Here is a 22205-nt window from a genome sequence, read left to right as displayed (position 1 = left end):
TATAGGTAGAATTCATTATTCTTTTTCTAGATGACATGCTTAATCACACACCCCATTCAAGGCTCCCCCACAGGATGCGCTCCAACATGTCGACGCATGAAAAAGATCCGAACAGATGGATTCGCAGTCATCACGGCACTCACCCTGATGAGCTTTGTTTTACTACTCCTGCTCTCCCTGACCACTCTGATTCAGGTGGAAACAAAATCAGCACAAACACAGAAGCAAAGAACGCTCGCTCAAGAAAACGCGCTGCTAGCTCTCAACCTCGCACTAGGAAACCTACAACGTTATGCTGGCCCCGATCAACGGGTCACCGCCAACGCTGACATTAGCACCGAAGTCGCCGATGCCATTGATGCCCAAGCTCTCGTAAAGGGGGGCAATCGAAGATGGACCGCGGTTTGGGACAGCACGAGTGGTGACTTCCTATCCTATCTTATTTCCGGCTACGAGGATGAGGCTGACATCCAAAGGGCTAGGGATTTCACCGCCAATTTCACCGCTTCCGGCGACTTGGATGACGATGATCTCGCAGTGCTAGTCGGCTCCGGGAGTGCGAACTCAAATAGCGGCTATGTGGCCACGCCGCGTAAAGAAATCGACAAGGTATCCAATTCCACCAAAAAAGGACACTACGCTTGGTGGGTCGGAGACCTGGGCACGCGAGCAAGTCTCGACGTGGGCATCGATGATGAGGCAGATAGGCCAACGAATTCTAAGCCTGCGCTCTTCGCCGAACAAACCGCGCCCGGCATCCTGTTTGAGGAACTAGCCAACAACACACTGTTTTCGGGGCTGATCAGCGCGAGCGAATTGCCACTCATCCTTCAGTCGAAAGGCATTACAAATTACGCAGACGCGTTAAAAGATTCCTTTTACGACATCACACCCTACTCCCACGGCTTGCTCACAAATGTCCGCGACGGAGGCCTCAAAAAGAGTCTCAATGCGGTCTTCGAAGGTAATTTGTCTGAGCTAGTGGACTACCATGGCAGCGATCAGATTTTTGGACCACAGATGAGCAACGGCAGCGACTTCGGTGGGCCCACCTGGAGCCAACTAAAAGCATATTACGAACTACCTGACGCGTTGAGTGGAAGCGGTTTCAATAGCAGTCTTCAGACGCGGGCGATGGAAGATGATACGGGAGCGATCCTGCCAGTGCTCCTACATTTTCAATATTGGATACACGGTAGCCTAATCGATAATAGCGACGGCACCTACACGACGCGCCTACATCTCCTGCCGCTAATTGCCTTCTGGAACCCTTACGACGCGACTTTGAAAGGCACCGATTACTATCTCGCTTGGATGAAGATGGCACCTCAAGTCAAAGCCAATGTCATGTACACTGATAGCACTAGAGCATCGCAGTCCATTAACGCAACAACAGCAACCCTACTGGATTTCCCCATTCACTTGAGTCTACCGGACATTCCACCGGGCGAGATCGTAGTCTTAACCCCCAATATGAACGGCGCTTACGATGACACTGACGTTTTTCTAGCATCCGGCGACCGGGATCGCTACCTCTACATTGACGGCCCCACGGTGACCATTCCAGCAGGCTATACTGACCTCAAAATGTCGCTGACCAATGATGCCCATAACTCAAACTTCTCCACCATCGGCGTGGCATACAACGAGTCAGACCTAGATCAGGATTACAGCACACTGGACGATCTGGCTCTCGTGCTTCAAGACGTAACAATCTATGGCCACGCCGCCCTGTCAAATTCCAGCCCAGCGGATCTGACTTTCGAACCGATGGCTCCTTATGCCGCCTCCGCAGCTCTGCCCGATGCGGAAACCGTCTTCACTGGTGCTTCAGGAAATATTGAGGGTCCGATCTTTGGTTTTTTGGTCACACTCAGGCAGCCCGAACTTGTCATCACAGATGAGACTAAGGCGTGGCGGCAGATCCGTTGGCTGGCCAACTATAATCCGCGGGCATCCAGAATTGGCAGAGAACCGCAAAGCTATCAAGATAACGGACAACAAGGCTTCAATACGGCCCCCACTTATATTGGCGGCACTTCGAATAGCGCCAATACCTACAACACCGAGTTCAGATCGCTAAACGTAGGTCTTTCTCCGGAGCACCCGCCCTCAAGAACCGTCTTATACAATATACCGCGAAGCCGAGAGGAGATCAGTTCGATTGGAGCTTTCCGTCATGCCAACCTATCGATGAAAGGTTCGGGTGCCGTGCGGCAAAAATACGCACATTCATATCTGGCATACGACAGTTTTAGACCCACTTACCAGATCGGGGAATCCTTAGCCGATCCTCGCCTGCTCATCGAGCAAACCATGCGCGATGATTGGCCCATGGCTTGGCATCCAAAAGGTTCCGGCGATTCAGAAGCACTGGTCGACTCAGCCGTTCACTACGATTGGTCCTACTTACTCAACCAGGCCCTGTTCGATCGCTACTACATGTCAACGGCCAGCGAGACTTGGTTCAACGAAAGCTGGGAGGATTGGACATCGGGAGACCGTCTGCCCGAGTTACCCAATACACGACTGATATTGAACAATCCGGAAGGCACGGATCGCAGTGCGACAGACTGGGAAGCCGCCCTGACCGATTTTGATGAGGCCGCGGCCAACATGCTGATCAACGGTGCCTTCAACGTAAACTCAACCTCTGTAATGGCCTGGACGATACAACTCTGCGCATTCCTCAATGTTGACATCGAGACCGACGAAGATGGCAATATTCTGTCCGATGGGGAACACTCGCCGATGGTTCGGAGCCCCTACCCTTTGCTCGGAGCTTTTGACTCAGGAAATGAGTATTCAGACAGTGCCTACGCCGGCTTTCGACGCTTGGATGTCGAAAAAATACAAGAGTTGGCGGAGTACATCGTGGAAGAAGTCAGGGCGCGTGGTCCATTCATGTCCTTAGCCGACTTCCTCAATCGCTCACCAGACTCATCAGATTTACAGGAAAGCATTGTGGGGGCACTACAAGCCGCCATCGACAATAGCGATATCAATGAAGATTTGACTGGAAGCCTGAGCGTGACGTCGGATGAATATTTAGGTGCATGGACTACCTACGAGTCCTTCGACGACTACAGCACCGAGGCGATGGAAGGTGCTCTACTCCACGGCATACCTGGTTTTCTGACACAAGGCGATCTGGTAGAACGTATGGGCATTTCGCTCCAAGCGCGGTCCGACACCTTTGTCATCCGTGCCTATGGCGACAGCAGTGACATAAACAACACCGAAGACCCCACCGTAGCTGTTTGCGAAGCCATCGTTCAAAGAACGGTCATTCCCGTCGAGAGTCAAAGCGGCAACGCCTTTGAACCCATCGACGCCGAGACCGGCAGGCGCTTTAAAATCGTTTCATTCAAATGGCTTTCCCCCGAAAACATATAAAAACATTCATGACCGAAAAAATACAACAGTACCTCTTTATGCTGGCGACACTCTGCGCCCTAACATTTTGCGTGAACGCGCAGAATGAAGAAGAGCCCATTTTCGATGTAAATTTTTCAATCTACATTTGGCCACAAAACCAATATATCGAACAAGGCAGCAATCTTACAGCTTTACCCGAGCTCGGTTATCAGGACATCAAAGGCATCCATTGGTTTCAACCGCGTGAAGGAAAAAAAACAGCTACCATGCACTATACCGGCCCCAACCCAATACGTCTCTTCACTAAAGTCCAAGAAGATGAGATCGGCTTGGTGAAGCAGGCCTACACCGAGTTGAAGATTCCCGCAAACAACTCAGAGTTTGTCGCCTTTGTCTTTCCCCAAGAAAACATAAACGGAGCCAACGGGACCCCGCTTAAAATGAGCCGGGTCATGAACCTGGACCCCAATCGGTTCAAAGAGGGCGAACCCTTATTCGTGAACTTTTCCACCCAGGAAATCGCATTTAAATATGGGAAGAACCAACAAATCATCCCAGCGGGCGGAGTCATCTCACTGCCAGTCGAATCCGATGGAGAACGTAGCCCTGTCATGCTCGCCACTAAAGTGGACAACGAATGGGTCACGCAACGAACCACCTCTCTCTCACTTTCGAGCAAGGCACGAAGCCTCATTCTGCTCGAGCCGTATTCAGATAGCAAAAAATGGAAAATCATACGAATCGTATTTTAAATCATGAGCCTAACATCAATCCGTAAAACGGCATGCCTACTCACACTCTTAACGCTCGGATCAGTCACTGGATTCAGCGCGGATGAGAACGAAGCGTATCCGATTCGTGAACCTGAAGAATTCGTCCAACGCGATGGTCTGCCCAATTTCTTCCACAAGATTGAACAGCAAAAACCGATCACGATCGCCTATCTGGGTGGCAGCATCACTGCCCAAAAGGGCTGGCGGGTCTTGAGTCAGACGTGGCTGGAAGACAGCTTTCCCGACAGTTCATTCACTGGAGTCCACGCGGCCATCGGTGGCACGGGCTCTGAACTGGGCGTCTTCCGTGTCGAAGCCGACGCACTCGCCAGCAAACCGGATCTGTTATTTGTGGAATTTGCAGTGAATGACTATCGGGCCAATCCAGACGACATCCTCCGGGCGATGGAAGGTATCGTCAGGAAGACCTGGCACCGATTACCGGAGACGGATATCTGCTTTGTCTATACTCTAACCTCAAGGGAATCCAAGGAAGTCGCCAATGGGAAAGCGAAGCTGTCGACCAGCGCCATGGAAATCGTGGCGGATCATTACGGAATCCCAAGCATACACTTGGGGCTCAAGGCCGCTCAGATGGAAAAGGCGGGCACACTGGTCATGAAGACAAATGCACCGATGACACGTGTATCGGGAGACGAACTCAACGAAGCCGCCGCGCTCGCCAAAGATGAATCCGGTCGGATTATTTTCTCCAAAGATGGCATCCATCCGTACCCGGAAACTGGACACGTCCTGTATACCGAAGCGCTCATTCGCAGCATGACGCAGATACAAGACATCGCAGAAGAAGCACCGCACCAGTTGGCAAGCCCGATTCGAAAAGACAATTGGGAGAATGCCAAACAAATCGCACTGAACACCCACATGCTGAGCGGACCGGTGGAATTGCTCTCCCCCTCAGACAATGCAGTGGCTAAACGCTTCAAAAGCCGCATGTCACCGCTTTTCATGCTAACACCCGGCGCACAGCTTCAGTTCAAGTTTAAAGGCACGAAAGTGAGGATCTACGATTTACTGGGACCGGATGGCGCCATGCTTGAAATCACAATCGATGGTCAGCTAACAAAGAAACCTCGGATGGATGGCTACTGCACTTATCATCGTCTTTCCACGCTGGATATCGGAAAGGACCTCAAAGACAGCGTGCATGAAATCTCCATACGAGTCCTGGACGAAACCTTTAATAAGAAACAGAAACTCTTTGAACGCAATCGCCACGACTTCGAGCAGTCACCTCTGAAATACGCCGACTACCGCTGGTATGCCGGGGCGCTCCTGATCGAAGGCGAACTCGTCCAATAACCTCACTTCCATTTTTTAATGAATCCTCAGTCTGATCCAATCATCACATTCGACAAGCATGCCCGTTTTACAGTCATGGCGGCGAATCTCATTCGTCTGGAATACGCCGAAAATGGCAACTTTCTCGATGCACCGACTCTGGCGGTTGCGGAGCGCTCGATCAAACCGACACAGTATTTCGTCAGCAAAACCGACCAATCGATCGAGATAAAAACAGAAGAGCTGACCCTCTCCTACACGGAAACCGGTAAAGGTTTTACTCAGGACAATTTACAGATCGAATATCGTTCGGGAGGCATTGAGGGCACGTGGGCTTTCGGGCTCAAAGATGAACAAGCTTTGCCAGGTACCTTACGAACACTCGACCAAATGGATGGCGAACAGATTGTTCAAAACGATGGCAAAAATGTCCTTACTTGGGAATTGGCTGAAGCCAAACTCAAATACAGCACGCCCGAATTCATCCCCGGCTATATCTCGCGCAGTGGCTACACCTTCTACGATGATTCAGCGACCATCCCATTGAGTGCAGTCAACTCGAAGCAGGAACCGTGGGTCGCCGCTCGGCGAGATGGACTGACACAAGATGCCTATTTTGCTAGCTATGGACACGACTACTATCGTGGCCTCAGCACGGTGACTCAATTCCTAGGCAAGCAGCCGATCCCACCCCGCTTTGCTTTCGGCCTCTGGTTTTCCCGCTTCTGGGAATTCACCGACCGAGACTTGGAAGAGATCATCGAAACCCACGACCAGTTTAACATCCCCTTTGATGTCATGGTAATCGACATGGACTGGCACAAACTAGGCTGGACCGGCTATAGCTGGGACCCGACCTTTTTTCCGGCCCCCGAAAGCACCTTATCCTATATTCGGGATAAAGACATCAAGATCACCATGAATCTGCATCCGGCCGATGGCGTGGCCAAACATGAAGACCGCTATCCAGACGTGTGCCAGGAAATGGGCATCGACCCTCAATCAGGCGAGACCGTTCCTTTCGATTGTACCGATCCACAATTCATGGATGCCTATTTCCGTCACTTGCACCACCCTTTCGAAGACCAAGGAGTGCGTTTCTGGTGGATGGACTGGCAGCAAGGGGAGACAACCGCCATCGAAGGTCTCGACCCCTTACCATGGATCAATGAGCTGCACTGGCGCGACCTGGCCACACGCTTCCCGCAACGGCGTCCGATGATTTTCAGCCGCTTTGGTGGCCCAGGAGCTGGTCGATATCCGATCGGATTTTCCGGAGACACCCACATCACTTGGGACACACTGGCATTCCAACCTTACTTCACCGCGACCGCAGCCAATGTCGCCTATGGCTACTGGAGTCATGATATCGGCGGACACTTCATGACCGATTCCACCGATCCCGAGCTGTATACCCGCTGGGTGCAATTTGGGGCTTATAGCCCAATTCTCCGTTTACACGAAACCAAGAGCACCGAAGATCATCGCTTTCTCTGGAACTACAAACGCCCCTATCAAGACGTGCTGATCGCAACGGCTCGCAAGCGGTATCAGCTCCTCCCCTACATCACTTCGGAGCTGTGTCACTGCTGGCAGACGAACACCTCCCTCTGTATGCCAATGTATTACGAGTATCCGGAGGCCGAAGACGCATACCTGGCCAAAGATCAATATTTCTTCGGTCGGCACATGCTGGTCGCGCCTGTGACACATGCAGCCGATCCGGAAACAGAGCTAAGCCAGACTAAAATATGGATCCCCGAGGGCGAATGGATCGATTACAGCCAAGGTCTTAAATACGAAGGACCCAAGTGGAGCGAGGCAAGCTATGCACTGGATCAAGTCCCGGTCTTCGTGAAGCCTGGAACCATCTGGGTCGAACAAAAACCCACACAACGGACAGGCACCGGAAGTTACAACGATCTGGAAATCATCGTAATCGAAGGGGCTAATGGACAATATGTCTGGACCGAGGACGACGGTGAAAGCACCGGTTACCAGCATGGTCAAGTCGCACGCATCTGTATTCAGCAGACCCAAACAAGTCAGGGACTCTGCGTGCGCATACAAAAGATGCCGGAGGGCCACTTCGAAGGCTTCCTGCAACAGCGAAAGACTCAATTAAGAATTCCATTTACTGGCATTCCGGAGCACATCCGCATGAATCAAGAAACGATCATGTATCACTCCCGTGGAAAATCCAAATCATGGAAATATCAGGGTGATCGCATGGAGATCATCATCGATCTAGGAGATCTGGATCTCTCGACTGACAATGTCATTGAAATCAAGAAAGCCCCCCTGCCCCAATCCGCAGAAATCGATCAGTTCGTCTACCGACAAGGCCGCTTGCTTCAAGCCTGGAAAATTGCTCAAGCAGGCGCCTTTGCTCTCAATTTAACGCCTTACCAACGTTCGCTGCCATGGTTGGCACAAACCGGTAACCGCATCAGCCACAGCCCGGAGCGCTTGCTAGAGGAAATGAGCCAATTCTCAGAAAAGTGGAAGACTCTGGTAGTAGAGCACAGCGACTTCTGCAAACTATTGGAGAAGCGCCAGGGCAAAGTCACCAGCCAAGTGCTAAAAAACCAGAAGGCGGTCGCCATCCTGAAAGCAACAAAGTAGAGCCAACCAACAGAGGATTGGCATAACAGGTTAGGCCGTAAAAATCGTGTGTCGCTTATAGTGCGAACTATAAGCGACATGACACCGCCAGTTAAGACATCCCCAATCGGCCGAATAATAAGGCTTGCAGGACACAAAGCGTCTAAGCATTCGCAATGGACTATTTCTCCTCAGGATGTTCTGCCTTGCGTGCTTCGGCCTTGTCTACCAGCGAAACGTGACTGTCGTATCGAGCATTGATAGTAAGTGTTGATGGCATCACATCGGCCATCGCACATAAATAACAATCACAACAGGCACAGCCACGAAGCAAAGTCGGGCACTAGAGCAACTGTGTCTCAAACCAGCTCAAGTCACATGAAGTTTAAAGCCAAGCTCGCCGGGACACTCACTGCGAGCACTCCTTACTCATAGCTTGCAACTATACTCCAACGGTAAACAAAGCTACGTAATGGCCCCTAACATATGTTCGCGATATTCACTGGCTCGCTGAGCAAAATATTGACGGAAATTTCGGGAAAAAACTTTGGGGTCGGACCAACCGACAAGTTGTCCGATCTCCCCCACTCGTAAACGAGTGCTGAGCAGATAATTCGCCGCGCGCTCTGCCCGCATGCGGGCCAAACACTTCATGGGAGGCTCCCCCACCTGAGAGCGAAAAAGTCGCACTAAGTAACTGGGATTGAGATGTAATTGATCTGCCAATACAGATAAATTCCAGTCCTCATCCATTTGCTCACGAAACAGAGTCAGCGCTTGGAGAACCGATGGATGAATGTCCCGCCCGCAGATGGATGACGATGAAATGCCACGGCATGTGGTCCGCAAAGACTCCAATAACTGCAGCAAGGACGCAAGCAAGAGGGGCATGCTTGCCCCCATCTGATAATGATCCTGCACACAAAGAAGACACTGTTTGACTGCTTCACGATCCGCAGCAGTCACCTCAAGTTTTAACACTCTGGGATGTAATGTGTAATGTCCCAATCTCAGTAGAGCGGCCAGATCCGGGTCATCCTCCAACCAAGCCAATTCCCGCGAACAATAACTGCGGCGAAAACAAGCAATTCACAAGCTCTAAATCCTGGCAATCCGAATAGCCATGCCAGGCACCTTTCGGAATAACAATCAGCTCCCCACTGCGGCAGATACTCTCCCCTTTCACCGTGAGGTGCCGCGCGTGGCCCCTCAGAATAAAGGCGAGCTCCAAATAGTTATGAGAGTGCGCCACATGTTCTGCCTGCGCCTGCTCATAATTCATAAAGAAACGAAGCTCCGGCGACACTTCCAAGTGCCCCCGACGTTGATCTTCAATATATGTGAAATCAACCACATCTGTGATATGTCAATTTTTGGGAGTATTTACAGCTAAAAAAAGGTAACACTTTCAGAGCTTAAAGTGCTTTAATATCGCATGGCATCATCGACTTCTCCCGAGCTCCCCGAAATACTCAAAGCGGCCCAATGGATCTGGCCGGACAGTCCGCACTGGGATTTGCATAATAGCTACGCACTTTTCCGTCGCAGTTTCGAATTGGCAGAGCTGCCGAGTGACGCCCCGTTGCACATCACAGCCGACCAATCCTACCAACTCTACGTCAATGGCCGCTACATCTGCCGGGGCCCTGCACGTGGCTACCAGCACAGTTGGCCCTATGATACGGTCGACCTCACCGCCTACCTGCAAACAGGCAGCAACCTGATCGCGATCCGCGCTCACAACCCGGGCTGTAGCAATTTTCAATATGTGCATCAGGGCTTTGCGGGTTTGCTGCTCGCAGCCGAATGGGTCGAGACCCGGATCCTGACCGACGCGAGTTGGAAATGCCGACGTCAGTCCGGCATGCAGCGCGACACGGTGCCGACCAGCCTACAACTCTTTGCGCAGGAAAGCATCGACCTTCGGCAGGAATCACCCGACTGGATGCTCGCAGACTACGACGACCAATCATGGAAGGCACCGATTGAGGCCAAAGCCTTCGGCTGCCTACCCTGGTACACGGTGAAAGCCCGCGACATCCCGATGCTGGAAGAAAAAGAGCTCTGTCTCGGACAGGTGATCGGCACAGCCGAGGGAGCCAACCACCCAAACTACCTCAGCACGCGCAACCTCTCTGTCAACAAGTTCAACGAAGGGCTCACCCACCAGTCGGCCCCCACGCACTCAGCCGAGCAAATACAGTTCAAAGCCAGTGATCCAGGTCACTGGCGGAGCGTTCTCATCGACTTGGGAAAAACCTACGTAGGCAGCCTCGAATTGATAATAGAAGGCGCCGAAGGAGGTGAAATCGTCGAGGCCCATCACTACGAAACCATTGATTCCGAAAAACTCTGCCCCGACTACATCCCTCAGACCCACTGCCACATGGCCTTCAGCAGTCGGCTCATCTGCCGAGCGGGCCAACAGCGACACATGTTTTACCATCCCTTTGGTTTTCGCCATATGATACTACTAGTGCGCAACAACACCCAGCCACTGAGCATTCGCCCGCGCCTACGCACCACAGTCTACCCGCACACAATACACGGGCAATTTAAAAGCTCCGACACAGACTTAAACACCATCTGGGAAACCTGCGCCTGGACCGAGCGTGTCTGCAGCATGGATGCCTATGTCGACACCCCATGGCGCGAACAAGCCCAATGGTGGGGCGACGCACGCGTCCAAGCCTGGAACACATTCCACCTGAGCGGCGACGCGCGCCTATTCAAACGTGGCATCGATCAAATCGCCGGGCAAAGCACGCGCGACGGGATCACTTATGGCCACGCGCCGACAATGGCGCACACTTGCGTGCTGCCCGACTTCAGCTTGATATGGATGCTCACGCTGTGGGATTACTACTGGCAAACCGGCTCACTGGAGCCCTTTATTGAGCACCAAGCAAGCATACGGACCGCCCTCGATTATTTCGAACGCCAGATCGACGCACAGACAGGCCTGCTACGCTACGATCACCGTTACTGGCTCTTTCTCGATTGGACCGACTTGCACAAAGAAGGCTGCTCCAGTGTCTACAATCTATGGTATCTCCATGCACTCGACCGCCTAAGACAGCTGTATGACTTGATCGACGACCCGGCCGCGAGCCGCGCGTGTACTGAGAAAGCCAGCCGCCTGCGCACCGAGCTAGTCAAGCTCATCAACGAGGAAGGCCTCATGCAGGGCGGCTATACCGAAAGCGGCGCCATCGCAGGCGAAACTTCCGTCCATGCCCAAACACTAGCCCTACTCACGGGGCTCGCGCCCGCACATGAAAGCAGCATGCTGAAGCAGCGCATCCTTCCTTATGTGAAGGGCGAATTAAAGACCGACATTCAACCCTCGGCGTATTGGATCACCTATGTCTATAGCATCCTCAGCGAACGCGGCTATGGGGATGAAGTCGTGGCTGACATCCGCAAGCGCTGGACTCCGATGGTCGATTACGGCACCACCTGGGAAAATTTCAATCCCGTCAAAGGCGTCGAAAGCTTCTCCCACGCATGGTCCGCGCATCCCCTCTTCCATCTAATGCAAATCATCGGCGGCGTGCGTCAACAAAGTCCGGCATGGGAGACGATTGACTTTAGCCCCCGCTTCATTGGCCAATCCGCCGAGGTCACCATCCCGAGTCCAAAGGGCCTCATTCACAGTTCCTGGAAGCGAGTCGACAATCAAATTACAGGACAACTACGACTGCCCGAAGGCATGCAAGCACAAGTCAACTTAAACGGCGTCATGGAGCGAGAAAGCGGCCACTATCACTACAAACTAAACAACATCGGTTTAGACGAAAAGCAAATGATATGCTTATAGGGCTGCCAGTCTCGCAACAAGATCAGCGGTGCCCGAATCACCATCACAGTGTTCCTAAAAGGCGGCGAAATGCCGTGAGTGGGTTCTCCTTAAAATCCAAGGTCGATCCGAATTTTGACCCAAAATTCGGAGTGCGCCTTCAGGCAAGTACGCACAATCGCTTGTGTATTTACTGCCGCCTAAAAGTGGAAGTCCGAACTGCACTCGCGAGGATGTTTGCCCTGTAAAATAATTACACCGCTCTCAATGACTCAAGACATGCCATCTTTACTTTCTGAACCGACTGATAGATGCTTCCACAATGACTGCAAATGCACAGAAACTGGACCATCCCTCGCATGCCCTCAGCGATGAGAATCGAAAGGGAATTTTTCAGCAGTGAAGCCTTTAAACACAGAGGATTGGCCTAAGTTGCTGCGCCCGGGCAGCCGGGTGTTCATCGGAGGCGGCGCGGCGATGCCTTTGGCCCTGGTGCGTTCGATGCTAGCTCATGCCCATCAGCTCAAGGATATCGAACTGGTGCACATTCACAGTTTACACGAGTCCCCGTGGATCGCGGCGGAATATGAGTCGATGCTGCGGACGAATTCTTTCTTTTTGACACCTGATGTCGGCGAAGCGGTCAGCCGTGGGCAAGCGGACTATACGCCCTGCCCGATGTCTATGGTGCCTCGTCTATTTCGTGAAGGTCCGCTGCAGGTCGATGTGGCGCTGATCGAAGTCAGCCCCCCGGGGCCAGACGGGAATTGCTCCCTAGGCGTCAGTGTGGATGTGGTGCAGGCCGCAGCGACCACCGCCCGCTGTGTCATTGCCCAAGTGAACCCCCAAATGCCGCGCACGGGGGGAAATAGCCTGATTCCAGCTTCGGAGATTCATTACTTCATCGAACAGGACCTGCCCTTGCCCGAGACGCTCTCGCCTTCCATCGACAAGCGGCACGAATTACTCGGAGGCTATGCGGCTCAATTGATCGAAGATGGCTCGACCCTGCAAGTGGGCTTGGGTAATAGCCCGGAGGCGGTGCTGCGAGCCCTGCATCAACATCGCAACCTCGGCATTCACACTGGCATGTTTACCAATGCATTTATGGATCTCATCCGTAAGGGCGCGGTGGATAATTCCCGCAAATCGTTTAAGCAGTGGAAATCCATTGCCAGCCATGTGCTCGGCAGTCAGGAGCTCTATCAATTTGTGCACGAGAATCCAGACTTGGAGCTACACCCCAGTGACTGGGTGAATGCCTCGGATCGTATCGCCCGCAATGAACGCATGGTCGCCATCAATGGCGCGCGCATGGTCGATTTGACCGGACAGGTGGTGCGTGACTCGAGCGGGCACCACTTTTACGGCGGGGTCGGCTCGCTGCAGGATTTTTCCCGCGGAGCGGGTGCCAGCAATGACGGCAAGCCCATCGTGGTTTTAACCTCACGCTCGGATGACGATAATTCGGCTCGTATCGTGGCGGACCTCGCGCCGGGGAGTGGTGTCTGCACCAGCCGTAGCGACATTCATCATGTGGTTACGGAATATGGAGTCGCCAGTATCTTCGGACGCAGCATCCGCGAGCGTGTGGCGCGACTCGTGGAGATTGCCCACCCCGACGATCGGGAAGAGCTCTTAAAGGGCGCATGGAACCGAGGCTGGGTGCCAAAATTCTTCACCATGCCGGGCGGTGCGCGTGACGAGCTGGAATCCAAAATGATCGATTTCAAGATCGGTCGCTTCCAATTGCGCCCACTCCACCCCAGCGACATGTCGGTGCTGCAGGACTTCTTTTATTCGCACGATGAAGAAACGGTGCGTCTACGCTACGGCCATCAACGGGAGCGAATGAGCGGCGAGTCGGCCTATAAATTAGCAGCCGTAGATCAGGAAAAAGACCTCGCGCTGGGAGTCTTTGATCGCAAGGGAGCGCTCCGAGCGATTGCCCGTTATTATCTGGATGCCGGAGGCGACACGGCCGAAGTCGCTTTTGTCGTGCATGAAGACACCCGACGGGCAGGCATGGCCAGCGTACCTATTCGGCGAACTGGCAACCATCGCTGCCGAGCGTGGCATTCAGACTTTTTGGGCGACGGTGCTGCAGAAGAATCACGCGATGGCTGCTTTGTTTGAACAGGCCGGAGGCCGCAGCAAGGATCCGATCTCTGCGGCGGAGCGGCATTTCGACATTCCCGTTGCGGGCGTTCTCAGTCGTCATCGTCAAATTCAGGAGCGGATACAATCGGCACAATCATCGCAAGCCGACATCCCTGCCCTAGGACTGCATTACAATGCGTTTTATGAGCATCACGACACTGGCTCGGGGCATCCGGAATCGGCGCTGCGCTATCGCATGCTGCGTCAGGCACTGGAAGGACTGCCCGCAGAAATCCTGCGCCTGCCCGGCCGACGCGCCAGCACATCGGAAGTGCTATTGGCGCATGAGGCTTATTACCAAGACCTCGTGTATCGCGACGTCGAAAGCTTCGCGGATATCCTCCGCACGGGTGACACCGCAATTTCCATCGACAGCTATGACGTCGCCTTAGAAGCCACCGGCTCGGTATTGGCCGCAGCCGATGCGGTCATGCAGCAGACAGTGAAACGTGTGTTTTGCGCGGTGCGCCCCCCGGGGCACCATGCCACCGCCGACCACGGGATGGGCTTTTGCATTTTTAATCACGTGGCTATCGCAGCGAATTATTTGAGGAAACACTACACGCTCAAACGCATCGCGATCGTGGATTGGGACGTTCATTTCGGCAATGGGACCGAAGCGATTTTTGCCGAAGATCCCAACACCTTTTACCTTTCTCTACACGAGAGTGGGAACTATTCTGGCAATTCAGATGGCGACACGGATCGCCCACCGTCGCAAGCCACGCTAAACCTAGCCTTGCCCGAAGGGTCGGGTTCTGACGAAGCTTTGACTGCTTGGGATACTACAGGCGGCCCCGCACTCGAGGCTTTTAAACCCGAATTCATATTCATTTCAGCCGGTTTCGACGCCCGCAAAGGCGACCCACTGGGCGGCTTGAATTGGGAAGACGAAACCTTTGTAGAACTCACGCAACGAGTCATGGCACTAGCAGAGAAACATGCCGAGGGGCGCATCGTCTCCGTATTGGAAGGCGGTTACAATCCCGCCGGTCTAGTCTCCGCCGCCCTCGCCCATGTGCAGGCGATGCGATGATTTTTCCTCAAATGACTTGAGATTTCAGTAAACTTCTGAAGATCGCCTAACTCATCTTTAGGATAAATGCAGGCACAGGCAAACAATGACACCATTGCAAACGCACTTACAAGAGCGCTTTCAGCTCTTGATAGAGCTTTTCCAATTCCGACATATTTGCGCCGAGTACTTGACCGCGGCGTAGTGGCTCTCCCCAGATGGATTCTAGCTCAACTGGCCGTTGAGCTAAATAATCTATGAGCGAGGAAGGCTTATATGCGCCCATTTTTTCTGTCACTGAAAATTGGCCGTCTATAAATTTATCGGAAATCCGGTGCCCAGCCAGTGTTGCCGCTTCACGCACCTCTTCCATCAATTTACGGGCGCGTTCGACCAATGCAGGATTGGATAAAATGACGTCGGTGGTAATCCCTCCGGCCGCGATTGCCAGTCCGTTAAAGGGCACATTCCAACAAAGCTTCCGCCAAAGCGCGGAATCGAGCTTTTCTGCATGCGTTGTCACGATGCCTGAATGATTGAAAACATCGACTACTGTCTGTGCGGCCTGCGGCCAACGATCCTGCAAGGAGCCGATTTCCACACGGCCGGGATGATAATTTTCTACGTAGCCGGGCGCGGTGCGATTCACACATACGAAACAAAGCCCAGACAGAATGGGGTTTTCGGGAAAATGCTTCGCAAAAAACTCAGCGTTCCCCATGCCATTTTGTAAGCATAAAAGAACCGTGTGCCCAGGCTCGACAATTGATTTTAGCGAGTCGATCAACTGCTCGTTCACAGTCGATTTGGCCGCAATTATCACACAATCCGTAGGCCCCATCGTCTTGGCATCGCGCGTCACATGATCAAGCGTGGCTTGAATGGACTCCACAGTTTCCGAAGTCCGGGGGTCCACCATGGCAATACGAATGCCATGCGCCTCCAGTGCTGCCGCATCGCTACGCGCTAATACGCTAAGCTTGCGACTGGGACAAGCAATGCGCCCACCGTAATAGAGGCCGACCGCACCAGGGCCGACTAAGGTCCATCGTCCTAGGTCGAATTCTTTCATCTAAATTTACCGACTGTAGTATCTATTGCCTGATCGAGTTTGTTCGGATAATCGAGTGTGTAGTGTAGACCGCGGCTTTCTTTACGTTGCAAGGCACAATCAATGATTAAACCTGCCACCAAAATCATATTTCGCAACTGCAACAGGCTTTCATCGACCTTAAAATTCCAATAATACTCGTTGATCTCTCGATCCAGATTCTGAATACGTGTGCGGGCACGTTCCAAGCGCTTGGTGGTGCGAACAATCGCCACATAGTCCCACAGCGTGCGCTTCAACTCATCCAGGTTATGCGAAAGGATCACACGTTCGTCCGAATCCCGCAAATCGCCATCCTTCCACTCTGGTAGCTCGAAGGATTCGGGCTCGGCATCGGCGAGGTATTTTTTAAGTGCTTCGGCACCACGCGTTGCCATCACTACAGCTTCGAGCAGTGAATTGCTCGCCAAACGATTGGCACCATGCAGCCCCGTACAGGCGACTTCGCCACAGGCATAGAGCCCACTGAGTGAAGTCTCGCTATCCAGATTGGTTTTAACACCGCCACAAAGGTAGTGCGCCGCCGGCACAACAGGAATCATATCTTTCTCCAAGTGGATCCCCAGGTCCGCGCAGTGCTCATAAATATTTGGAAAGCGATCACGTATGACTTCCGCCGAATCACCACGTGCATCCAACCAAACGTGAGGTGCCCCCGATTGCTTCATCTCGGAATCGATCGCGCGCGCGACGATATCACGCGGAGCTAAATCTTTACGACGATCATAGCGCTCCATGAAGGCTTCCCCTTCAAAATTACGCAAAATCGCTCCTTCTCCGCGCACGGCTTCGCTAATGAGGAAACGATCCGAGTCGTTGGCATAGAGGGCTGTCGGATGAAACTGAATGAATTCCATGTTACGCACTTCCACCCCCGCACGATAGGCCATGGCGATACCGTCTCCAGTCGCAATGGACGGATTCGTGGTGAATTGGTATACCTGACCGATGCCACCAGTCGCCAGCAACACGGCTGAGGCGGCGAAGGTTTCCACGGCATCAGTCTTACTATTGAGCGCATAGACGCCGAGCACCTTGTCACGCTGATGGTCCAGGCCCACTGCGCGCACCTTGCTGGCGGTGATCAATTCAATCGCAAAATGATGCTCTAAGACCTCGATGTTTTCAGAATGAGTGATCCCGTGAATCAGCGCTTGCTCAATCGCTTTACCGGTCACGTCCTTGACGTGCAAGATGCGGCGCTTGGAATGCCCCCCCTCCTTCCCTAAAGACACACGACCATCGTCGAGTTGTGTGAACGCGACCCCACGACGCGCAAGCTCTTCGATACTCGCGGCACCATCCTTTAGGATTTCACGCACTGCTTGCTCATCACAGAGACCATCACCGGCATCCAAGGTATCGGCGACATGCATCTCGACATCGTCGGTCTGGGATGTCACCGCAGCGATGCCCCCCTGTGCATAATTCGTATTCGAATCCGCCGAATTCTTCTTGGTAATAATAGCCACACGGTGGCCTGCTTCGGCGATCTTTAATGCAAAGCTCAACCCAGCAATTCCACTACCGATGACAATTGCATCGTAAAATTTAGACATTCGCTTAGAGTTTAATGTTATCGATCAGGCGAGTCTGATCCGCCCACGCGGCGACGCAGAGTAATTGCTGGCCGGGTAAAATCTCACGAGCAGGCACCATTGTTTCCCGGTCTACGACTTGCACATAGATCACACGAATCCGCCGGGAGTGCATCAAGTGATGAGTCACTTCAGCGACGATACGATCCACACTCTTCGTGCCCGCATCGACCATATCTTTAGCCATCATCAGAGCCTTGGAAATATTACAGGCCTCTTCACGCTGATTCTCAGTGAGATAAGAATTCCGCGAACTCGTCGCCATACCATCTGCATCGCGCTGAGTCTCTCCGATCACAACTTCGGCGGGGATGTTGAGATCCGCTACCATTTTTTTGATGACAGCACATTGTTGTGCGTCTTTCTGGCCGAATACAGCAATATCAGGGCGCGTGATATTAAAGAGCTTAAGACAGACCGTAGTCACACCGCGGAAATGCTGCGGACGCGTGACTCCACACAAGCCCGCACTAATGCTCTCCTCATTGACATAGGTCGAAAATCCCTGCGGATACATATCCTCCACGGTGGGCGTAAATACAATATCTGCACCGCGCTCGCGACATTTCTCGATATCAGCCTCCAGCATACGAGGATATTTCGCATAATCTTCGCTAGGTCCAAACTGGGTGGGGTTGACAAAAATGGAAACAATGACCTTATCGGCCTTTTCCTTGGCAATATCAATTAGAGACAAATGCCCCTCATGTAGGCAGCCCATAGTAGGCACGAGCCCGATCAGGCGCCCGCTAGAGCGCAAGCCGATCGCGTGAGATTGCATTTCATTTACCGATTGAATTGTCTGCATAACAAGATTTTCGTAGAGATTAACTACCTTGTACCATTTTTCACAATCATAATCAGAACTTAACACACACAAACGACACGACAAATATGAGCGATCCATACATCCAGGAACTCTTCGCCGAGCGCATCGGCGGCAATCAATACGGCAAGTCCACTGCCATCTATAAGTTTGAGAAGATCAAGCGTGCCAAAAAGGCGGCCAAAGCCGCCAAACCAGACGTAGATCTAATCGACATGGGCGTCGGTGAGCCGGACGAGATGGCCTTCCCCATCGTCATCCAAACACTACAAGAAGAAGCTGCCAAACCAGAGAACCGCGGTTACGCCGATAATGGGGGCGATGAATTCAAAAAGGCCGCCGCTCAATACATGGCCGATGTATTTGAAGTCAACGACATCGATGCTGCCACCGAAGTCGTCCACTCGATCGGCTCCAAGACTGCGCTTTCCATGATTCCAGCCTGCTTCATCAACCCGGGCGACTATGTGCTCATGACGGTGCCCGGCTATCCCGTGCTCGGCACTCATGCAAAATACCTAGGCGGCCACGTGCACAACATGGAGCTACGCGAGGAAAACAACTTCTTGCCCGACCTGAATGCCGTCCCCGCAGATGTGCTGGCCAAGGCAAAGATCATGGTGCTCAACTACCCCAACAACCCGACGGGTGCATCCGCCACGCTCGAGTTTTTCGCCCAAGCAGTCGAATTTGCCAAGAAGAACAACCTAATCATCCTTCAAGACGCAGCCTACGCTTCACTCATCTTTGAAGGCAAACCCGTCTCCATCTTCCAAGTGCCAGGCGCCAAAGAGGTCGCAATCGAGCTGCACTCTCTGTCCAAGAGCTACAACATGACAGGCTGGCGCATCGGCTTTGTCGTGGGGAACCCACTCATCGTGCAAGCCTACGCCGACATGAAGGATAACTCCGACTCCGGCCAGTTTCTCGCCATCCAGAAAGCAGGCGCGGTGGCACTGGCCAACCCACAAATCACTGACGAAATCGCGAGCAAGTACTCACGTCGCATGGATTTGCTGGTCGACGCACTCAACCAAAACGGTTTCAACGCCAAAAAGCCGAAGGGCAGCTTCTTCCTCTATGTCGCAGCCCCCAAGTCGGCCACTGTCGACGGCGAGACCACTGAATTCGACTCCGGTGAAGCCTTCAGCCAGTGGCTCATCACCAACGAGCTCATTAGCACCGTGCCTTGGGATGACTGCGGTCGCTTCGTGCGTTTCTCCGTGACCTTCGCCGCCGCGGGCGAAGACAAAGAGAAAGAAATCGCAGGCGAAATCGCCCAACGACTCGCAAAGTATCAGTTCGTATTTTAAGTCGGACTGACGACAGCTAATTGTTGCACACAGCTAGGCCAGTGGTGGGAACGGATTCAGCCCCATCACTGGCCTGCTTTATGTCATAGACTCGCCCATGCGGTACCATCGCAAGAGTGTCCTAACTACTCCGCAGCTATATTTTTAATAATTTGCTCGAAGGCGGCGATCGCGTTTTCCATCAGCGACAGATCAAAGCTCTCGTCGGGAGCATGCAAATTATCGACCGGCGTGAAGAGCCCAATCATCAATGCGTCGAGTCCAGCCCGCTTGTTGAAGTCAGCAATCACCGGAATACTGCCACCTTCACGCAGATAGATGGGGGCCTTGCCAAATTGATCCGCAATCGCCGCATCCGCGGCCTTAAACGCACGGGCCAGTGACGGGGGCTGATCTGCCGGAGTATTGGGACGCTCCGGCGGCACCACGTAATAAGCTTCCGCAATCCCACCGTCACGGAAACTAAGCGTCACCCCCTTGGGGCAGCGCTCACGAATGGTTTGTAGCAATTGCGCCTGAATCTTAACCGGATCTTGATTGGCCACCAGACGGCAAGTAATTTTAGCAAAGGCTTCACTCGGAATCACGGTCTTAGAGCCCTCACCTTGATACCCACCACCGATACCATTAAACTCAAGCGTTGGACCAAAACGCACGGCTTCAAGTGGGCTGAGGCCATTGGCCGGATAAAACGCAGGTACATCGAGCATCTGGCGATAACTCTCCACGGTTTCAGGATAGCGTTTTAACTCTTCTCGCTCCCAATCAAAAACCGGCACGACATCATCATAAAAGCCAGGCACGTTCACACTGCCATCAGGGTTGTGCAAAGTGGCGCAGATCTCCATCAGTGCCTGCAGCGGATTATAGACCGCGCCCCCGTGGATACCGGAGTGCAAGTCTCCTTTGGGACCACGTAGCTTGATCTCAAAATCAACCAATCCACGCAGTGCCGTGGTGATCACAATTTGCTCTGTATTGGGGCTTCCCGTATCAGAAACGAGCATGAAATCGGCCTTGGAAAGGCGCTCGGCATACTGATCAAAGAACTTAGGCATGCTGGGGCTACCAATCTCCTCTTCCCCTTCAATCACGTAAGTAATGTTCAGAGGAAGATCAGGCTCGGCTTTCAATACGCGTGAAAGTGCTGCCATGTGCACAATCGTGGGTCCCTTATTGTCGGCAGTACCACGGCCATAGAGTCGACCGTCACGCACCGTCGGTTCGAAGGGCTCATTTGTCCACAGCGCAAAAGGATCGGCAGGCTGCACATCATAATGCCCATAGATCACAACATGTGGCCAATCCGGGTTGCCGATACGATCGGCTAACAAAATGGGATGCAGATCGGTCTGAACGACCTCCACGGTAAAGCCCAACTGCTCTAGCAAGCCAGTGGCGTATTCGCGCGCACCTCGCATGCCTTCGGCATAGGCTGAATCGGTCGAAACCGAAGGGAAACGGATGTATTCTTTGAGGACCTCTACTGGGTTTTGCATATAATGTGATTTTAGCGTGTTTTATAAATTTCGTAAGCCTTGGGCATCAATTCATTCAGCTTGCGGATACGGGTGGAGCCTGATGGGTGGGTGGAGAGAAACTCGGGGGTAGAGCCACCACTCTGCGCATCCATTCGCTCCCAAAATCCGATCGCAGCGCGCGGATCATACCCCGCCTTCGCTGCGTAGATGAGGCCGATCTCATCGGCCTCACTTTCATGATAGCGGCTATAGGGCAACATGACACCCAGCGTAGCCCCCGCTCCGTATGCTGCCATAATCATCGTACGATCCGTACTGTCCATATCCTTGGTGCCAAACTGAAGTGCCAAGGCCCCCCCAGCTGCTAATAATTGTTGTGTGACACGCTCATTACCATGCCCCGCAGCCACATGAGCCACCTCGTGGCCCATCACGATCGCAAGGTCAGCATCCGTCTGGGCCACTTTAAAGATCCCCGTATATACAGCGACTTTGCCCCCAGGCATCGCAAAAGCATTGATCTGCTCAGGATCATCGAACACGACAAATTCCCACTGCGCATTCGGCATATCGGGTGCCGCAACATAAGCAATGCGCTCCCCCACTCGCTGCACCATCGCATTATAAGTAGGATCCCGGGAAATGGGCGTCTCTTGTTTCAACTGCCCGAACTGAGTCGAAGCCATCGAGGCCAACTGATCGGCAGGCACTAAATGTAGCGCGGAACGTCCGGTTTGTGGAACGGTGTGGCAACCCGCCCCCCAGAGTAAGATGCCAGCGAGAAGAGGGATCATGTAGAGCTTCGAATACATGGCGCAAATTTGCGCAGCTTCGCCGAGCAAAGC

The 22205-nt window shown here is 53.0% G+C and carries 15 protein-coding genes; 8 read left to right on the top strand and 7 right to left on the bottom strand.

From position 1 onward, the window contains the following. The first annotated feature begins 96 nt into the window (after positions 1-96). From SH580_RS00125 to SH580_RS00110, 4 genes are read left to right on the top strand one after another with little or no spacing between them, the layout of a single operon-like run. On the top strand, positions 97-3396 hold the full coding sequence (locus SH580_RS00125; RefSeq protein ID WP_319832968.1) for a hypothetical protein: 3300 nt from the start codon (positions 97-99) through the stop codon (positions 3394-3396). Positions 3397-3404: 8 nt separating this feature from the next. Continuing rightward, the gene (locus SH580_RS00120) at positions 3405-4130 is read left to right on the top strand and encodes a hypothetical protein (RefSeq protein WP_319832967.1); all 726 of its coding nucleotides are present in this window, start codon (positions 3405-3407) and stop codon (positions 4128-4130) included. Between the two features lie 3 nt (positions 4131-4133). Further along, a complete protein-coding gene (locus SH580_RS00115; RefSeq protein WP_319832966.1) occupies positions 4134-5474 on the top strand; it encodes an SGNH/GDSL hydrolase family protein in 1341 nt (446 codons plus the stop codon). A gap of 18 nt (positions 5475-5492) precedes the next feature. Next, a complete protein-coding gene (locus SH580_RS00110) occupies positions 5493-8078 on the top strand; it encodes a glycoside hydrolase family 31 protein (RefSeq protein ID WP_319832965.1) in 2586 nt (861 codons plus the stop codon). A 444-nt stretch (positions 8079-8522) separates the two neighbouring features. On the opposite strand, the gene SH580_RS00105 is transcribed toward SH580_RS00110, so the two are convergent. Together SH580_RS00105 and SH580_RS00100 are read right to left on the bottom strand one after the other, a co-directional pair. Further along, a complete protein-coding gene (locus SH580_RS00105; RefSeq protein ID WP_319832964.1) occupies positions 8523-9038 on the bottom strand; it encodes a helix-turn-helix transcriptional regulator in 516 nt (171 codons plus the stop codon). 52 nt (positions 9039-9090) lie between these two features. Further along, entirely contained in the window at positions 9091-9411 is a 321-nt protein-coding gene (locus SH580_RS00100; RefSeq protein ID WP_319832963.1) for a cupin domain-containing protein, read from the bottom strand. A gap of 81 nt (positions 9412-9492) precedes the next feature. On the opposite strand from SH580_RS00100, the gene SH580_RS00095 reads away from it, so the two are divergent. The 3 genes from SH580_RS00095 (at position 9493) to SH580_RS00085 (ending at position 15052) form a co-directional block, all read left to right on the top strand. Then, entirely contained in the window at positions 9493-11877 is a 2385-nt protein-coding gene (locus SH580_RS00095; RefSeq protein WP_319832962.1) for an alpha-L-rhamnosidase-related protein, read from the top strand. 378 nt (positions 11878-12255) lie between these two features. Continuing rightward, positions 12256-13992 (top strand): acetyl-CoA hydrolase/transferase family protein, encoded by a 1737-nt coding sequence (locus tag SH580_RS00090; RefSeq protein ID WP_319832961.1) that lies wholly within the window; start codon positions 12256-12258, stop codon positions 13990-13992. Then, positions 13976-15052, top strand: coding sequence for a histone deacetylase family protein (locus SH580_RS00085; RefSeq protein ID WP_319835031.1), 1077 nt, complete (start codon positions 13976-13978; stop codon positions 15050-15052). Before SH580_RS00090 ends, SH580_RS00085 begins: the two co-directional genes overlap by 17 nt. A gap of 106 nt (positions 15053-15158) precedes the next feature. Here SH580_RS00085 and SH580_RS00080 read toward each other — a convergent pair whose 3' ends face one another. Genes SH580_RS00080 through panC form a run of 3 tightly spaced genes read right to left on the bottom strand, consistent with a single transcriptional unit; the run spans position 15159 to position 18548 of the window. Beyond that, positions 15159-16103, bottom strand: a complete 945-nt coding sequence (locus tag SH580_RS00080) for a ketopantoate reductase family protein (RefSeq protein ID WP_319832960.1) — start codon at positions 16101-16103, stop codon at positions 15159-15161. After that, complete coding sequence (gene nadB, locus SH580_RS00075) at positions 16100-17701, bottom strand: L-aspartate oxidase (RefSeq protein ID WP_319832959.1); 1602 nt, start codon at positions 17699-17701, stop codon at positions 16100-16102. The genes SH580_RS00080 and nadB overlap by 4 nt, the downstream gene beginning before the upstream one ends. Positions 17702-17705: 4 nt before the next feature. Next, positions 17706-18548, bottom strand: coding sequence for a pantoate--beta-alanine ligase (panC, locus tag SH580_RS00070; RefSeq protein WP_319832958.1), 843 nt, complete (start codon positions 18546-18548; stop codon positions 17706-17708). Positions 18549-18634: 86 nt separating this feature from the next. Between panC and SH580_RS00065 the strand changes: the two genes are divergently transcribed. Further along, positions 18635-19879, top strand: coding sequence for an LL-diaminopimelate aminotransferase (locus SH580_RS00065; protein WP_319832957.1), 1245 nt, complete (start codon positions 18635-18637; stop codon positions 19877-19879). 125 nt (positions 19880-20004) lie between these two features. Here the strand turns inward: SH580_RS00065 and SH580_RS00060 are convergent, their stop codons facing one another. After that, positions 20005-21378: a M20/M25/M40 family metallo-hydrolase gene (locus SH580_RS00060; RefSeq protein ID WP_319832956.1), complete on the bottom strand. Its 1374-nt coding sequence runs from the start codon at positions 21376-21378 to the stop codon at positions 20005-20007. Positions 21379-21389: 11 nt separating this feature from the next. Next, a complete protein-coding gene (locus SH580_RS00055) occupies positions 21390-22154 on the bottom strand; it encodes a M48 family metallopeptidase (RefSeq protein ID WP_319832955.1) in 765 nt (254 codons plus the stop codon). Between the last annotated feature and the right edge of the window lie 51 nt (positions 22155-22205).

The organism is Coraliomargarita algicola (genome assembly GCF_033878955.1).
In the GTDB taxonomy this organism is placed as follows: Bacteria; Verrucomicrobiota; Verrucomicrobiia; order Opitutales; family Coraliomargaritaceae; genus Thalassobacterium; species Thalassobacterium algicola.
This window is presented reverse-complemented; position numbering and strand designations above follow the sequence as displayed.

What these genes read in the sequence shown, in the direction of transcription:
- SH580_RS00120 (WP_319832967.1), top strand. Translation starts at nt 3,405, where the DNA reads ATGACCGAAAAAATACAACAGTACCTCTTTATGCTGGCGACACTCTGC.
- SH580_RS00055 (WP_319832955.1), bottom strand. Translation starts at nt 22,154, where the DNA reads ATGATCCCTCTTCTCGCTGGCATCTTACTCTGGGGGGCGGGTTGCCAC.
- SH580_RS00065 (WP_319832957.1), top strand. Translation starts at nt 18,635, where the DNA reads ATGAGCGATCCATACATCCAGGAACTCTTCGCCGAGCGCATCGGCGGC.
- SH580_RS00080 (WP_319832960.1), bottom strand. Translation starts at nt 16,103, where the DNA reads ATGAAAGAATTCGACCTAGGACGATGGACCTTAGTCGGCCCTGGTGCG.
- SH580_RS00110 (WP_319832965.1), top strand. Translation starts at nt 5,493, where the DNA reads ATGAATCCTCAGTCTGATCCAATCATCACATTCGACAAGCATGCCCGT.
- SH580_RS00085 (WP_319835031.1), top strand. Translation starts at nt 13,976, where the DNA reads ATGGCTGCTTTGTTTGAACAGGCCGGAGGCCGCAGCAAGGATCCGATC.
- SH580_RS00125 (WP_319832968.1), top strand. Translation starts at nt 97, where the DNA reads ATGAAAAAGATCCGAACAGATGGATTCGCAGTCATCACGGCACTCACC.
- SH580_RS00115 (WP_319832966.1), top strand. Translation starts at nt 4,134, where the DNA reads ATGAGCCTAACATCAATCCGTAAAACGGCATGCCTACTCACACTCTTA.
- SH580_RS00060 (WP_319832956.1), bottom strand. Translation starts at nt 21,378, where the DNA reads ATGCAAAACCCAGTAGAGGTCCTCAAAGAATACATCCGTTTCCCTTCG.
- panC (WP_319832958.1), bottom strand. Translation starts at nt 18,548, where the DNA reads ATGCAGACAATTCAATCGGTAAATGAAATGCAATCTCACGCGATCGGC.
- SH580_RS00095 (WP_319832962.1), top strand. Translation starts at nt 9,493, where the DNA reads ATGGCATCATCGACTTCTCCCGAGCTCCCCGAAATACTCAAAGCGGCC.
- nadB (WP_319832959.1), bottom strand. Translation starts at nt 17,701, where the DNA reads ATGTCTAAATTTTACGATGCAATTGTCATCGGTAGTGGAATTGCTGGG.